Annotated in this window: 17 protein-coding genes; 10 read left to right on the forward strand and 7 right to left on the reverse strand. The window is 40.3% G+C overall.

Features of this window, described 5'->3' with window-relative positions; all coding sequences use genetic code 11:
* Nucleotides 1-151: 151 nt before the first annotated feature.
* Together ACWIUD_RS05770 and ACWIUD_RS05775 are read left to right on the forward strand one after the other, a co-directional pair.
* Entirely contained in the window at nt 152-487 is a 336-nt protein-coding gene (locus ACWIUD_RS05770) for a hypothetical protein (RefSeq protein ID WP_454147566.1), read from the forward strand.
* Nucleotides 484-1,248, forward strand: coding sequence for a glycosyltransferase (locus ACWIUD_RS05775; protein WP_454147568.1), 765 nt, complete (start codon nt 484-486; stop codon nt 1,246-1,248). The genes ACWIUD_RS05770 and ACWIUD_RS05775 overlap by 4 nt, the downstream gene beginning before the upstream one ends.
* A 277-nt stretch (nt 1,249-1,525) precedes the next feature.
* On the opposite strand, the gene ACWIUD_RS05780 is transcribed toward ACWIUD_RS05775, so the two are convergent.
* From ACWIUD_RS05780 to ACWIUD_RS05800, 5 genes are all read right to left on the reverse strand, one after another.
* Complete coding sequence (locus ACWIUD_RS05780; RefSeq protein WP_454147570.1) at nt 1,526-1,765, reverse strand: ComEA family DNA-binding protein; 240 nt, start codon at nt 1,763-1,765, stop codon at nt 1,526-1,528.
* 177 nt (nt 1,766-1,942) lie between these two features.
* Nucleotides 1,943-2,581, reverse strand: a complete 639-nt coding sequence (gene rpe, locus ACWIUD_RS05785) for a ribulose-phosphate 3-epimerase (protein ID WP_454147694.1) — start codon at nt 2,579-2,581, stop codon at nt 1,943-1,945.
* 50 nt (nt 2,582-2,631) lie between these two features.
* On the reverse strand, nt 2,632-3,942 hold the full coding sequence (locus tag ACWIUD_RS05790; protein ID WP_454147572.1) for a polysaccharide pyruvyl transferase family protein: 1,311 nt from the start codon (nt 3,940-3,942) through the stop codon (nt 2,632-2,634).
* Between the two features lie 3 nt (nt 3,943-3,945).
* Nucleotides 3,946-5,124, reverse strand: coding sequence for a Coenzyme F420 hydrogenase/dehydrogenase, beta subunit C-terminal domain (locus tag ACWIUD_RS05795; protein WP_454147574.1), 1,179 nt, complete (start codon nt 5,122-5,124; stop codon nt 3,946-3,948).
* Between the two features lie 98 nt (nt 5,125-5,222).
* Complete coding sequence (locus ACWIUD_RS05800; protein WP_454136947.1) at nt 5,223-5,498, reverse strand: 4Fe-4S dicluster domain-containing protein; 276 nt, start codon at nt 5,496-5,498, stop codon at nt 5,223-5,225.
* A 95-nt stretch (nt 5,499-5,593) separates the two neighbouring features.
* Between ACWIUD_RS05800 and ACWIUD_RS05805 the strand changes: the two genes are divergently transcribed.
* The 8 genes from ACWIUD_RS05805 to ACWIUD_RS05840 are packed head-to-tail and all read left to right on the forward strand — an operon-like array spanning nt 5,594 to nt 11,452.
* A complete protein-coding gene (locus ACWIUD_RS05805) occupies nt 5,594-6,289 on the forward strand; it encodes an ABC transporter ATP-binding protein (protein ID WP_454136946.1) in 696 nt (231 codons plus the stop codon).
* The gene (locus tag ACWIUD_RS05810; protein WP_454136945.1) at nt 6,286-7,059 is read left to right on the forward strand and encodes a hypothetical protein; all 774 of its coding nucleotides are present in this window, start codon (nt 6,286-6,288) and stop codon (nt 7,057-7,059) included. Before ACWIUD_RS05805 ends, ACWIUD_RS05810 begins: the two co-directional genes overlap by 4 nt.
* Nucleotides 7,060-7,070: 11 nt before the next feature.
* Entirely contained in the window at nt 7,071-7,925 is an 855-nt protein-coding gene (locus tag ACWIUD_RS05815; protein WP_454147576.1) for a class 1 fructose-bisphosphatase, read from the forward strand.
* Nucleotides 7,926-7,934: 9 nt separating this feature from the next.
* The gene (locus ACWIUD_RS05820; RefSeq protein ID WP_454147578.1) at nt 7,935-8,135 is read left to right on the forward strand and encodes a hypothetical protein; all 201 of its coding nucleotides are present in this window, start codon (nt 7,935-7,937) and stop codon (nt 8,133-8,135) included.
* Nucleotides 8,101-8,301: a hypothetical protein gene (locus ACWIUD_RS05825; protein ID WP_454147580.1), complete on the forward strand. Its 201-nt coding sequence runs from the start codon at nt 8,101-8,103 to the stop codon at nt 8,299-8,301. The genes ACWIUD_RS05820 and ACWIUD_RS05825 overlap by 35 nt, the downstream gene beginning before the upstream one ends.
* A complete protein-coding gene (metG, locus tag ACWIUD_RS05830) occupies nt 8,279-10,312 on the forward strand; it encodes a methionine--tRNA ligase (protein ID WP_454147582.1) in 2,034 nt (677 codons plus the stop codon). The genes ACWIUD_RS05825 and metG overlap by 23 nt, the downstream gene beginning before the upstream one ends.
* Before the next feature lie 25 nt (nt 10,313-10,337).
* Nucleotides 10,338-11,300, forward strand: a complete 963-nt coding sequence (locus ACWIUD_RS05835) for a hypothetical protein (protein WP_454147584.1) — start codon at nt 10,338-10,340, stop codon at nt 11,298-11,300.
* A complete protein-coding gene (locus ACWIUD_RS05840; RefSeq protein ID WP_454147586.1) occupies nt 11,297-11,452 on the forward strand; it encodes a hypothetical protein in 156 nt (51 codons plus the stop codon). Before ACWIUD_RS05835 ends, ACWIUD_RS05840 begins: the two co-directional genes overlap by 4 nt.
* 199 nt (nt 11,453-11,651) lie before the next feature.
* Here the strand turns inward: ACWIUD_RS05840 and ACWIUD_RS05845 are convergent, their stop codons facing one another.
* Together ACWIUD_RS05845 and ACWIUD_RS05850 are read right to left on the reverse strand one after the other, a co-directional pair.
* A complete protein-coding gene (locus tag ACWIUD_RS05845) occupies nt 11,652-12,278 on the reverse strand; it encodes a DNA polymerase III subunit delta' (protein WP_454147588.1) in 627 nt (208 codons plus the stop codon).
* Entirely contained in the window at nt 12,271-12,816 is a 546-nt protein-coding gene (locus ACWIUD_RS05850; RefSeq protein ID WP_454136937.1) for a HobA family DNA replication regulator, read from the reverse strand. The genes ACWIUD_RS05845 and ACWIUD_RS05850 overlap by 8 nt, the downstream gene beginning before the upstream one ends.
* Nucleotides 12,817-12,843 lie beyond the last annotated feature (27 nt).

Genomic DNA, 12,843 nt, shown 5'->3' on the forward strand with positions numbered 1-12,843 from the left:
GTCAAAATTCGCAGAATCTAATACAAAAAAAGCACAGATTCTACAAATTATAAAAATGGAGCAAATATGAAAATTCTCTTAATTGCAGATGATATCACCATCACAGGCGGAGCAGAGCGAGTGGTTAGCAACCTCGCAAATTCGTTTATTAATGGGGGGGGGGAATCACATAGAAATCCTTAGCATAAATCGCTCACACAAAAATCCATCCTATCCACTTCACAAATCCATAAAAATCCAATTTATAAACGACTATCCACCAAAAAAAGAAAGCAAGATTCTGCGAAAGCTCATAGTCTTTTTTTATAAAATCAAATTTTTAGCACAAAATAAACAAATGCCCAAAACACGCGAAATCTTATGGTTGCTGAGCGATAAAGTTTTGCGCCCGAAGTTGCAAACCGCACAAAAAATTATGATTTCATCATCGATAATTCGTGGCATAGTTATTACCCCATCGCAAAAAATCGAAACACGGCGTATATGAAACTTACGCATACCGCATTTCACAAAAATGGATTTAGCGTGGATGAGAAGTATTATGAGCGGATTAAGAACTTTGACACACTTATCATTTTAAGCAAAAATGAACTCTCTATCTGGCAAAAATATCATAAAAATGTCTTTGTAATCCCAAACTTTTTGCCACAAATCCCGCAAAAAAGCACAGATTCTGCGCAAAAAGTGGTGCTAAGCGCAGGGCGATTTTCAAGCGAAAAAGGCTTTTTGCGGTTGATTGATATTTGGCATATTGTGGCACAAGACAAAGGATTCACCGATAAAGAATGGCGACTTATTATCGTAGGCGATGGTCCCCTAAAAAGCGAATTAGAATCCAAAATCAAATCCCTAAACTTGCAAGATTCTATAATCTTAAAGCCATTTACCAAAGAAATAGAGCGCGAATATTTGGGGGCAAGCATCTATGCGATGGCTTCGCACTTTGAGGGCTTTGGTATGGTTTTGGCGGAGGCGAGTAGCTATGCGTTGCCTTGCATTGCTTTTGACATCGCCACAGGACCTAGCGATATTATCACGCATAATAAAAGTGGCTATTTGGTGAGCGATAATGACTTGGAGGCTTACTCAAAGCACTTAATTGCGCTAATGAGTGATGAATCTATGCGCATTGCATTTGGAGGCGAAGCCAAAAGGCTTGTGGGGGAACGATTTAGCAAAGAGGTGGTGATGGAGAAGTGGGAGGAATTATTGCGAAAATTCGCAGAATCTAGCGAAAAAATCCATTAGATTCTGCGCCTCGCAATGACGAAAATTGTGCGCTAGATTCTGCGACTCGCACGAATTTTTATAAATCGCAGAATCTAGTGCAATTCGCAGAATCTGCGCTAAAAAAATGCAGAATCTACCTACGATTCGTCATTGCGAGGGAGCAAAGCGACCGAAGCAATCCATAAAATATAGCTTGCCACGAACTATTTTTTAAAATATTTAATGATAGGTTTAGGCACTTTTAAATGCTAAATTTAGGCAATCACAAATCAAAAAAAGCCAAATTCCCCTAAATCTACTTCACTTTAACCTTATCTTTGATTTTATCAAAAAGTTTATCGCCGATGCCTTTGATATTTTTTAAATCATCTGGCTTTGTGAATGGCGTTTTCTCGCGGTATTTGATGATTTCCTCTGCCTTTTTGTCGCCGATGCCATCAAGTGTCATTAGCTCTTTTTTAGTTGCAGTGTTGAGATTCACCGCGCCAAATGCGAAACTTACCAAAAATAGCAATGCAAAAAATAACCTTTTCATAATGAAGTCCTTTAAGTTTAGATTTAAAAAAGTGCGAATCTTAAACATATAAACTTAAAATTTGCTTAAAATAATAAAATATTAAATCATCAAATGCCCTCGCAGAATCTAACGCAGATTGCGAAAATTCCTCAAAATCGCAAAATCTAGCGCAGATTCTGCGAATGCGCTTTGCCCCTAGCGAAGCGAATCTATCGCCTTTTGGTAATCATCATTGCCAAAGATATAGCTCCCGCTTACCACCAAATCTACGCCCGAATCTTTGACTAAATCGATATTTTTATCGCAGATTCCGCCATCCATTTCAAGCAGACAGCGCGGATTTTGCGAATCTATCATTTTTCGCACCTTTTTTGCCTTCTCCAAAACGCCCGAAATAAAGCTCTGTGCGGCAAATCCCGGATTCACGCTCATTAGTAGCACCAAATCCACATAGCGCAAAATATATTCAAGGCATTCTTGCGAAGTGTGCGGGTTTAGGACGACTCCGGCTTTTATGTCGTGGCTTTTGATGAGATTTATCGTGCGATTTATGTGCCGTTCAGATTCGGCGTGAAAGCTGATAAATGCGGGTTTGAGTGGGGCAAAATAGTTGATGAAAAACTCCGCATTTTGGACCATTAGATGAATGTCAAGGGGCTTTTTGCTTTTTTTGGCAATCGCTTCTGCCACGCACAAGCCAAAAGTGAGATTTGGCACAAAATGCCCATCCATTATATCGATATGCAAAAACTCGCAATCGCTTTGATTTATCGCCGAAATCTCATCATCTAATCGCCCAAAATCCGCACTCAAAATACTAGGCGCAATCATAATGCGTTTTGCCATAAAATCTCCAAAATGTGAAAATTAAAGCGTAATTATAGCTATAAATCTTTTAAATTTCGCTCCAAAAATTCTATGCCCACTTTGCGCCACGAATCTAGCTTTTGATTTACGGATTCAAAGTCTATGGGCGTTTTTATTTGTGTCTCTAAATCGCTCAAATTATCCACAAGGCGATTTTGCAAACCAAAAAGTTCTAGTAGTTGAAAAAATCGCGTATTCATCGCACTAGCACCGCCTCCGAGTTTGAGCGCGACAAATGGCGTCCCCATCACAAGCGCGAAAGCGCACCCGTGAAAAGAATTTGTGATTAGCACCTTGCAATCTCTCACACACGCTAACCATTCCTGCGGTGTTGGCGCAAAGTCGCTTTTATAGTCCCATTTGCAACTAAAATCCACATTTGCATTTGTGTAAATCACGCCACTTTGCGCCTCCAAATACGCCATAACGCTATTTTTATCCATACTCGTTTCATTGCCTAGCATATAAACAAAAATGCTGTCCTTGCGAATCTTACCATCGCTTTTAGTTGAATCAAACTCGCCATTTTTTATGCTTGAATCAATTAGCTTTTCATAATCGGCTTTGGTGAGAAGCTGACTTGGGTCAGGCACACAAACGCTTTGCAAACCTATCTCTTTTAAAGTCGCAATATTACACGATTCGCGCAATGAAATCGCATCAAATTTTGATAGCGCGTTTTTAAAATACGCCTTTTCGCCCCATCTACTAAACTTTGGTTTGCCGATACTTGCGGCATAAGCGATTTTGCGTGATTTGTGGTTTTGTGGCAAAAATTCTAGTGTGTAGAAATCTGCCCATTGCGTGAAATGCTCACCACACCACACATTCCACACTTGGTCGCTCCCCACGATATAGCAATCTGCTTCCATTTTGGGCGTGAAAGTGCGAAATTCTTGCAAAGATTCGCTAGTAAGCGCAATATGCTCTCTTTTGAATCGCTCAAATTCACGGGCTTTGTTGAAAAAATCGATGCGCATTTCATTGTCAAAGTCTTTGCCAAATTTTGATTGCGCCAAAACCTCACGCAATGCCTTTTTTAAAATCTCCATTTTGTCGCGCTTTACGCGTTTATCGTATTTATCAATACATAAAATATAAGCGTTAAAATATCGCCTAGCCGTTTTAAAATGCGCCAAAAATACCTGCAAAGGCGTTCTTTTTTGCTGTGATTCTTGTGGCGTTGCGCCAAATGGATGCGCATAGATTAGCTTAATGTCTAAATCCTTATAATTATCCCGCAAAAATCTCTGCAACGCGTAGGCTTGAAGCACCTGCCCGTAGTTATCTAGCGAGCTACAAAATGTGATGATTTTAACTTTTTTCATTTTTTAATCCTTTCTTTTTTTTGGGTTTAAAAGCCACTTTCGCGCTCTTTTTAGTGCGTTTGAGATAGTTTTGCGAAGTGGGTCGTTTTTGAAAGCGCGGTAATAGTGGCGCAATATGCTTTTTGGATTTTGTGCGTATTGCGCTAAAATCGCCATTGCTTTTTTGGCGTCTTTGGTGTGCGAATAGGCGTTTATAACTTCGCGCAAAATAGAGTCGCGATTCGCGTGAATGCCGTTACTACGAAGCGAGGCGGGATTGCCAAGCGTGATAATAGGCGCGGTTGTGGCAATGATATGCGCCAATTCGCGAATCGAATCTAAAATATCCAATGCCTTTTGATTGTGTGCCAAAACACAACTAACGCCTTTGTCATCGACAAAATCCGCGTGATACTCGCGAATCCCCCAAAAATCACCCAAAGTCAAATCTGCTCCGCTTACAAAGCCCTTTGAGTAGCAATTACCGCAAGATTTGCGCGTGATTGTGTGGTTTAAAAATGCGTTAAAAAATACGGATTCATAGTGGGGCATTGTTTTTGTTTTTGTTTTTGTTTTTGCGGCGAAAATCCCGCTCTCCCAGCCAAAATCTTTACCCCGAAAATTAAAATCTATCAATTTTTCATCGTTCGATTCAAGCAAACTCTCTTTATAAATATCCCAAATTTTTGGGCTAGGAATGGAGTTGCAAATCACTTCGATTGTGAGTAGATTCGCATAAGGCTTGCGTAAAAATGCGTTTAGCGCGTGAATCTGACATTGCACGCCACTAAAAAGCACGATTCGCCCTGCTTTTAGAAAATCTCGCGCTTGTTTGTAAGTATCGCCGATAAAGGATTCGACATATTTGCTACGGCGGAGAATGTCCAGCTCGGCGGGATTTTCGATAAATCTATGGACGACATTTAGATTTTCATCAAAACTCGCGCCAAACACCACGCCACCGCGATTTAGGATATATTGCGCGATAAGGCTAAACGCACCGCCTGAGCTAGAATTTAGGCGCAACGCGTCATCTTTGGCTTTTAGTGCAAATGCCTTTGGCTCGGTAAATCGTGTGAGTTTTGGCGAAAACGCTAGGGTTTGGGAATCTTTGGGGGAGTTTTTGTGGAAGTGGAATGGGAGAGAATCTACCCACCCCTTAACCCCCTCCGCAAGGGAGGGGGAAGATTTGTGCGAATCCACATCCGCAAGGGAGGGGGAATTATAAGGTTTGGATTGCTTTGATTCGCGTTGCGAATCTTGTAATGACGAATCATTAGATTCGCAAGATTCGTTAGAATCTAAATAGCGATTCCCCCCCCCCCTATGGTGTTTGCGCTAATTGCCATTAGTGGAAATTGCGATTTTTTTGCCACAGCGTTATATGGTGCGAAGTTTAGAAAAGGCAAAGTGGGACAGGCGATTTCACAGGATTTGCATTCGGTGCAAGTGGTTTGATTTACGCTTGGGATATAAAATCCTTCAAAATCGCGAATCATCGCAATGCTATCGTGCGGACAAGCATTAAAACACGCACTACACCCGCAACAATGATTGTCTTTTGGCAAAATGGGCATTTGCGTCCTTTGAATTTTTTGAAACAAATTTGCAATTATAATATAAAAATTGTTAAATTGCGCTATAATTTCGCTTTTAATTTTTAGGGGAAAATATGGATTATGTGCTAGAAATACGCGATTTATGCAAGAATTACGGCGCGACAAATGCGCTAAATAATGTCAATCTCAAAATTGAAAGAGGCGAAATTGTCGGGCTTTTGGGACCAAATGGCTCGGGCAAAACGACAATGCTAAAAATTATCAATGGTTTGGTGAATAATTACAACGGCGAAGTGCGAATCTTAGGGCAAAATCTAAATGTCGAATCCAAAGGCAAAGTCGCATTTTTGCCAGATAGCAATTTCGTGCCACAATCTTGGAGCATTGCAAGGTTATTAGAATTTTTTGGCGATTTTTTTGATGATTTTAATAAAGCTCGTGCGTTGGCGTTATTTAGGGAGTTGGATATAAATTTGGATTCGCGATTCAAATCGCTATCCAAAGGCACAAAAGAAAAGGTGCAACTTTGCCTAATTTTAAGCCGTGATGCGGAAATCTATATGTTTGATGAGCCGATTGCGGGGGTTGACCCAAAGGCGCGGGATTTGATTTTTCGCTTAATTTTGGATAATTACAACAAAGACGCATCTATTATCATCTCAACGCACCTTGTGCGCGATGTGGAGAGCATTTTAAGTAGTGCGATTTTTTTGCGCTATGGCGAAGTTGTGGCTTATGATTCGCTTGCGAATCTCAAAGCAAAATACGGCGATAAAAATTTAGAAGATATTTTTAAGGAATTAGTATGAATCAAACCAATCCATCTAATTATTCTAATTATGGTGTTTTTCATAGATTTGGCAAATTGCTAAAATATGATTTTTTGGAGAGTTTTTATAGCATTGTGTTAATAAATGGCGTTTTACTCGCACTTATGGCGATTTCAAATGCGATTATTACGGATTCATCTTCTACGGCGGCGTGGCTGTTGCTACTATTTGTAATGCCACTTGGATTTTTGCTATCTATCGCTTTTTTGGCAATCACTATCATTCGTTTGCTTTACAATCGCCTTTTTACAAGCGATGGATATTTGACTTTTGCTTTGCCTGTGAGTGTAGATGCGATTTTGACTTCAAAGATTTTGGTTAGCTCGATTTATGTGATTTTGAGTGGTGTTGTGATTGGCTTGTGGGCGTTAATCCTTGCTACGACTTCGTCTGAATTAAGTGGCTTGGTGAGACTTTTAGGCAATTTTATGGATTCGCCATTTTTGATGGCACTTTCTATCATCACACAAATTACTAGCATTTTTGCGATGAGTGCGCTTGTGCTTTTTATTTTGGCGATTTTGCATATCGGCGCAATCACGCGATTTAAAGTGATATGCGGAATCGCGCTATTTTTGTTTTTTAGCACGATTGAGGGCATAATAAGCGCGATTATTGTGGTAGCCGTTGGGGAGAGTTCGTCTGCATTTATGACGCTATGGGCTTATACAAGCATTTTTAATGTCATAAAATGCGCGATTTACTACGCAATCACGCGATATTTAGTCGCAAATAAGTTAGAGATTTAAAAGGTGAAATTATGTTAGATTCGATAATCAGCGCGATAAAACATAGCGCGTTAGAGATTGATAGGATTTTGAAAAAGGCAAATTTTGACTACGCAAATGTTGATTCGGGTGGTAGCAAAAATAGCACGGGCGATTTGCAATTAAGCGTAGATGTGGAAGCAAATGAGATTTTTAAAAACGCGCTTTTGAGTTTGGACGCTGTCAAAGGCATAGCAAGTGAGGAAGAGGAAAATGCCATTTACAAAGAAAACGGCGGTGGCGCGTATTTGGTGGCATTTGACCCGCTTGATGGCTCATCGATTGTGGATTCAAATTTTAGCGTGGGGAGCATTTTTGGCATTTACAATGGCGAATTTAGCGCACAAAATCTAATCGCAAGTGGCTATGTGCTGTATGGCGTGCGATTGGAGCTGATAGTCGCACAAGAAGATGTCGCAAGATTCGTGTATGATGGGGCGCATTGGCGATTTAGTGGCAATCTAATGCTAAAAGAGCAGGGCAAAATAAACGCGCCCGGTGGCACTCAAAAGCATTGGCACACGAATCATAAGATTTTGATTGAATCGCTATTTTTGGAGGGCTACCGATTGCGATATAGTGGCGGAATGGTGCCAGATTTGCACAATATTTTAATAAAAGGCGGGGGGCTTTTTAGCTATCCATCGACAACGGACGCACCAAATGGCAAACTTCGTGCGCTTTTTGAGGTTTTGCCTTTTGCGCTAATCTTTGAACGCGCTGGTGGCGGGGCGATTAGTGGCAAAAGTCGCCTTTTGGATTTGCAAATAGATTCGATTCACCAAAAAACGCCCTGCTTTTTTGGTAGCAAATACGAAATAGAGCGCGTGAAAGTCGCGTATAAATAAGGGTTTGCAATGGATGGCGCGGTAAAAGAAAATATTGGCGAGATTGATTCAAAGATAGCGGAGTTAGAATCTTGCCAAAATCAAAATGCCGTAGATTCGTGCCTAAAATGCGCGAATCTTATCGGCTGTGAATTGCGAAAAAGCTATGTCGATGCCGTCTATCAAAGTATGAATGATGGCGAAAGTGGCTATTTTGACTTTGATGGATAGGGGATTTATGATAGATTCTGCGTTTGGCACACGAATCGCAGAATCTAAAACGAAATTCGCAGAATCTCTCTTTTTTGTCATTCTGAGCGGAACGAAGTGGAGCGAAGAATCTATTTTTTTAGATTCTTCGCCTACGGCTCAGAATGACAAGAAAAATACAGAATAAGGATTGTAATTTGAAAGACATTTTCATCACTTCGCCCATTTACTATGTAAATGACATTCCGCACATAGGACACGCCTACACGACAATCGCTACCGATATGTTTAAAAAATATCAAAACCTTAAAGGCAACAACGCGATTTTGCTAACAGGCACTGATGAGCACGGGCAAAAAATCGAAAATAGCGCGAAGGCAAAAGGCAAAGCCCCGCAACAATACGCCGATGAGATTAGCGCGAAGTTTCGCAATCTGTGGGATAGCTTTGCAATCGACTATGACTACTTTGTCCGCACGACTGATGATTACCACGATTTGGGCGTGAAATGCGCTTTTGAGATTATGCAACAAAAAGGCGACATTTACAAAGGGCAGTATGAGGGCAATTACTGCGTGAGTTGCGAGACATTTTTCACAAAAAGACAGCTAATTGATGGCGCAAAATGCCCAGATTGTGGGAAGCCTACAAAAGAAATCAAAGAAGAGAGCTACTTTTTTGCGTTAAGCAAATATGAAAAGCGACTTTTGGCGTGGTATGCGGACAATCCAAATGTCATTTTGCCAGCTTTTAAGCGCAATGAAATCATCAAATTTGTCGAAAATGGTTTGAGCGATTTATCTATCACGCGCTCCACTTTTAGCTGGGGAATCGCCCTGCCACAAAGCGCAAAAGATACTTCGCATATCATTTATGTGTGGTTGGACGCGCTTTTAAGCTATATCACACCGCTAGGATTTGGAAGTGAGCGCAAAAATCAAATGTCGCTTTTTGAAAACGCGCATCATTTTGTCGGCAAAGATATTTTGAAATTTCACGCGATTTTTTGGCCCGCGTTTTTGATGAGCCTAAATCTGCCTTTGCCAAAGCGCATTTTCACGCACGGCTGGTGGCTAATTGAGGGTGCGAAAATGAGCAAAAGTGTCGGCAATGTGATAAATCCAAAGGCGGTGGCGGACGCTTATGGGTTAGAAGTGTTGCGATATTTTCTTTTAAGAGAAGTGCCTTTTGGGCAAGATGGCGACTTTGCGATTCGTGCTTTGGTAGAGCGCGCAAATGCCGAGTTAAGCGATAGTTTGGGGAATTTGCTAAATCGTTTGCTTGGAATGAGTGAGAAATATTTTGATTTGCGTTTGGAGGCGCAGGATTTTACAGGGCTAAAATTTGAGCAAAAAAGCGTGGATTCGATTATTGATTCGCTTGATAATCTAATGGAAAATATGACGCCAAATCGCTATTTGGAGGAACTTTGGAAGCTTTTTGACTTGGCAAATGGGCTAATTACGCGCTTTGAGCCGTGGGCTATGATAAAAGAGGGCAGAGTGCGCGAAGTGGCGAATCTGCTAGTTTTTATCGCAAATATTTTGGCAAAATCCGCGCTTTTGCTATATCCTATTTTGCCAAAAAGTGCGGAGGCGATGGCGCATTCGCTTGGGATTTCGCTTGAATCTTATGCTGATTTGATTAAAAATCGCAAGTATTTAAATCGCTTCAACCTTACCAAAATCCCCCCGCTTTTCCCAAAAATTGAGAATATTATTGAAGCAAAAGATTTGAGTGCCGAATCTAACAACAACAACGACAAGTGCGGAAGTATTTTGGATGAGAAATCGGGGTTGCGAAGCCACGAGCAAGGAAATAGAACTGATAGTTCATTGACGAAGCGAGTGGCAAGTCTCCCCGATTTATCGCCAAAAGACAACGCAACTATCGATGACTTTAAAAAGATTGATTTGCGCGTGGGGCGGATTCTCCACGCAAAGCGCGTCCCAAAAAGCGAAAAACTATTAGTTTTTCAAATCGATTTTGGCGAACTTGGAAAGCGACAGATTATTTCAGGCATAGCGCAATTTTACGCGCCGCAATCGCTTATCGGCAAACACATTTGCGCGATTGTAAATCTAAAACCTACAAAAATTATGGGCGTTGAGAGTTGCGGAATGCTTTTAACCACAGAAGATTCAAGCGGTGTAAAGTTGCTTTTTGCGGATTCAAATGCGGGAAGCAAGATTAGCTAATGTGCCATAAACACGCAGGATTCAAATGTTTTTAGATGATTTTGTAGAGATTATCGGCGGAAAAGTCTGTAACGCCACACAGGCGCACCTTTTAGGTAATGTCACCACGCATTTACATCGCATTATGCGGGGCGATATTTTTATTTTGCGCGATAAAGGCGAGTTAGATGAGGCGATAAATCGCGGTGCGTATGCGATTGTAAGCGAAGTGTATTGCGAGATTAGCGATGAGTGGGTGGCGTTTATTTTGGTTGAAAATTTGGAGGTTGCCCTTCATAAGTTCGCAAAATACGCAAAGCTCACAAATGGCATTGAGATTTTTGCGCTAGATTCTGCGAATTTCGCCCTTGCACGGGCGATGGCGCGGGATAAAAATATCGCATTTGCAAGGGATATTTTTGAGTTAGTTGAGGTGCTACATTTTAGAATGATTTTTATTGATTTTGAGGTGATTTTCTTTGACGCAGAATCTATAAAAAATACAAGAAATTTTATTTTTAAGATAAATTATCAAACGCTTTTTGAGCTAAAAATCGAGTATGAAAATAAACTCTATGAGCTAGTTTTGCCAAGCATTTTTATTAGCAATCTAAATGATATTATGTATTTTTTTAAAATGCGTCATATTGATTTTAAGATAAATTTTGATGAGGATTTATTGCTCCCGATTTTTATCAATACTTCGGCGCAAAAGTCGCACTACGGGCAATCTATGCGATTTATCTATGCGAGTAAAAATATGGATTTGTTTCAAAAATATATCACTTTCACGCAAAATGCAAAATGGGGCAAAACGCTAATTTTAAGCAATGAAAATTTTGATAACTTCGCAGAATCTAATGGCGATTTTGAAGTGAAAATTTATAAAAATAATGATGATTTGCTAAAATATTTTATGCTTGAAAAATATCATTTTTTTGTCATTTATGGAGTAGAGCAGAGCGAGATAGAATTGATACCATCATCAAACGAACAGCAATTATTTTGAGATTCTGCGCTATTTTTGGCGAAATTGCAGAATCTCGCGTGATTTTTGCTAAACGCAGAATCTACCCGCACTTTGTCTTTGCGAGGCACGAAGTGCCAAAGCAATCTATTTTGTGGATTGCCACGAATTTACTGCGTAAATTCTCGCAATGACGAAAAAAATTACAAATTCGCAGAATCTTCGCACGATTTTCGCCAAAATCGCAGAATCTAGCGCAGAATCTGCATAATTTTCGCCAAAAAATCACAGAATCTCGCATATTTTTTCACGATTCGCAGAATCTTGCGTAATTTTTCGCCAAAATCGCAGAATCTAATGCGAGATTTTTCGCCAAAAACGCAGAATCTCGCGCTATTTTCGCACTCGTTTATTGTGCTCCAAAAGCATTAGTAGTAGTTTTAAAAAAATATATTTTGGTTGTTCATAAGATTCAATCTCTCTTATCGCTTTATCAAAGCAGTTTAGTTCTCGCTCATTTAGCGATAGTCCCGCTTCTCGCACGGCAAAAAGCAGACTTGCGACTTTCGCCCTAATATTTTCTCGCTTCTCATCAAATCCAAATCCCTCCAAAAACGCCATTATCCCCTCCAAATTTAGGCGCGACACATCAAGCGCAAAGGGCAAAATGTCGCTTTTTGTGCGCTCGTTTTTAATCAGCAAACGAGATAAGATTGTCGGCAAAATCGCGCTTTTATATTTTGTAACCAAAATAAATTTGACATTTTGCGGTGATTCTTCCAGGACTTTTAAAAGGGCGTTTTGCGCTTCGATATTGAACTTTTCGCCGACTAAAATGATTGTTTTTAGCGAAGATTCAGCGATTGTGCTTTCATTTATCGCCTCCCTTGCGTGCTTTATCTTAAACTCGCCTTTTTTAAATTCATCAGGCGAAATGGGATAGATTCGCGTATTTTGGATACTATCTCGCAGAATCTGCACCTTTGCAAAGATGTCATTTGCGATGATTATTTCATTCATAATTTATCTCGCCAAACATTATCGCATCGATACTTTTATCTAGCAAATCATAAAGTTGCAAGAGTTTTATATCCACGCCCGGCGCAGAATCTAAATGAAACGCCGTGTGCAAGTTGCTATCAAATGCCCAAATGAAACTATTTTGATGCTCGATTGCAAGGGTGGATAGGCGATTATCCGTCCGCCCGATATACCAAACTATGTGATTTTTAAAGGCGATATTAAACATATCCTCCATCAACTGCGTGTTTAAATCCACGCTATTTTCAACCACGCTATTTATGTAAAAAATCGGCAGTAGCGGGCGAGACTTTGCGATATTTATATGTTGCAAAATATATCTGCCAAACCACTCGCGCTTTGAATCCGTGCATAAAATAATCGAACTACCTTTGTGAATCACGCTATCGATGAAGTGATATGCCACCTTGCACCACTCATAGCGGATTTCTTCTAGCCAAGAGAGTGCCAAAGTATTCTCTTTTCGCAACACTCCAAGCGTCCAATTTGCAAAGCGGACATTTGTATTTTCGCTCATTTTCGCCCTTTAAGTGCCAAATCAAAA

Source organism: Helicobacter sp. 23-1044 (genome assembly GCF_053654695.1).

Excerpts from the sequence above, each read along its gene's own strand:
- ACWIUD_RS05770 (WP_454147566.1), top strand. The coding sequence starts at position 152 with ATGGGGGGGGGGAATCACATAGAAATCCTTAGCATAAATCGCTCACAC.
- ACWIUD_RS05775 (WP_454147568.1), top strand. The coding sequence starts at position 484 with ATGAAACTTACGCATACCGCATTTCACAAAAATGGATTTAGCGTGGAT.
- ACWIUD_RS05780 (WP_454147570.1), bottom strand. The coding sequence starts at position 1,765 with ATGAAAAGGTTATTTTTTGCATTGCTATTTTTGGTAAGTTTCGCATTT.
- ACWIUD_RS05790 (WP_454147572.1), bottom strand. The coding sequence starts at position 3,942 with ATGAAAAAAGTTAAAATCATCACATTTTGTAGCTCGCTAGATAACTAC.
- ACWIUD_RS05800 (WP_454136947.1), bottom strand. The coding sequence starts at position 5,498 with ATGCCCATTTTGCCAAAAGACAATCATTGTTGCGGGTGTAGTGCGTGT.
- ACWIUD_RS05805 (WP_454136946.1), top strand. The coding sequence starts at position 5,594 with ATGGATTATGTGCTAGAAATACGCGATTTATGCAAGAATTACGGCGCG.
- ACWIUD_RS05810 (WP_454136945.1), top strand. The coding sequence starts at position 6,286 with ATGAATCAAACCAATCCATCTAATTATTCTAATTATGGTGTTTTTCAT.
- ACWIUD_RS05815 (WP_454147576.1), top strand. The coding sequence starts at position 7,071 with ATGTTAGATTCGATAATCAGCGCGATAAAACATAGCGCGTTAGAGATT.
- ACWIUD_RS05820 (WP_454147578.1), top strand. The coding sequence starts at position 7,935 with ATGGATGGCGCGGTAAAAGAAAATATTGGCGAGATTGATTCAAAGATA.
- ACWIUD_RS05825 (WP_454147580.1), top strand. The coding sequence starts at position 8,101 with ATGGCGAAAGTGGCTATTTTGACTTTGATGGATAGGGGATTTATGATA.
- metG (WP_454147582.1), top strand. The coding sequence starts at position 8,279 with ATGACAAGAAAAATACAGAATAAGGATTGTAATTTGAAAGACATTTTC.
- ACWIUD_RS05835 (WP_454147584.1), top strand. The coding sequence starts at position 10,338 with ATGTTTTTAGATGATTTTGTAGAGATTATCGGCGGAAAAGTCTGTAAC.
- ACWIUD_RS05845 (WP_454147588.1), bottom strand. The coding sequence starts at position 12,278 with ATGAATGAAATAATCATCGCAAATGACATCTTTGCAAAGGTGCAGATT.
- ACWIUD_RS05850 (WP_454136937.1), bottom strand. The coding sequence starts at position 12,816 with ATGAGCGAAAATACAAATGTCCGCTTTGCAAATTGGACGCTTGGAGTG.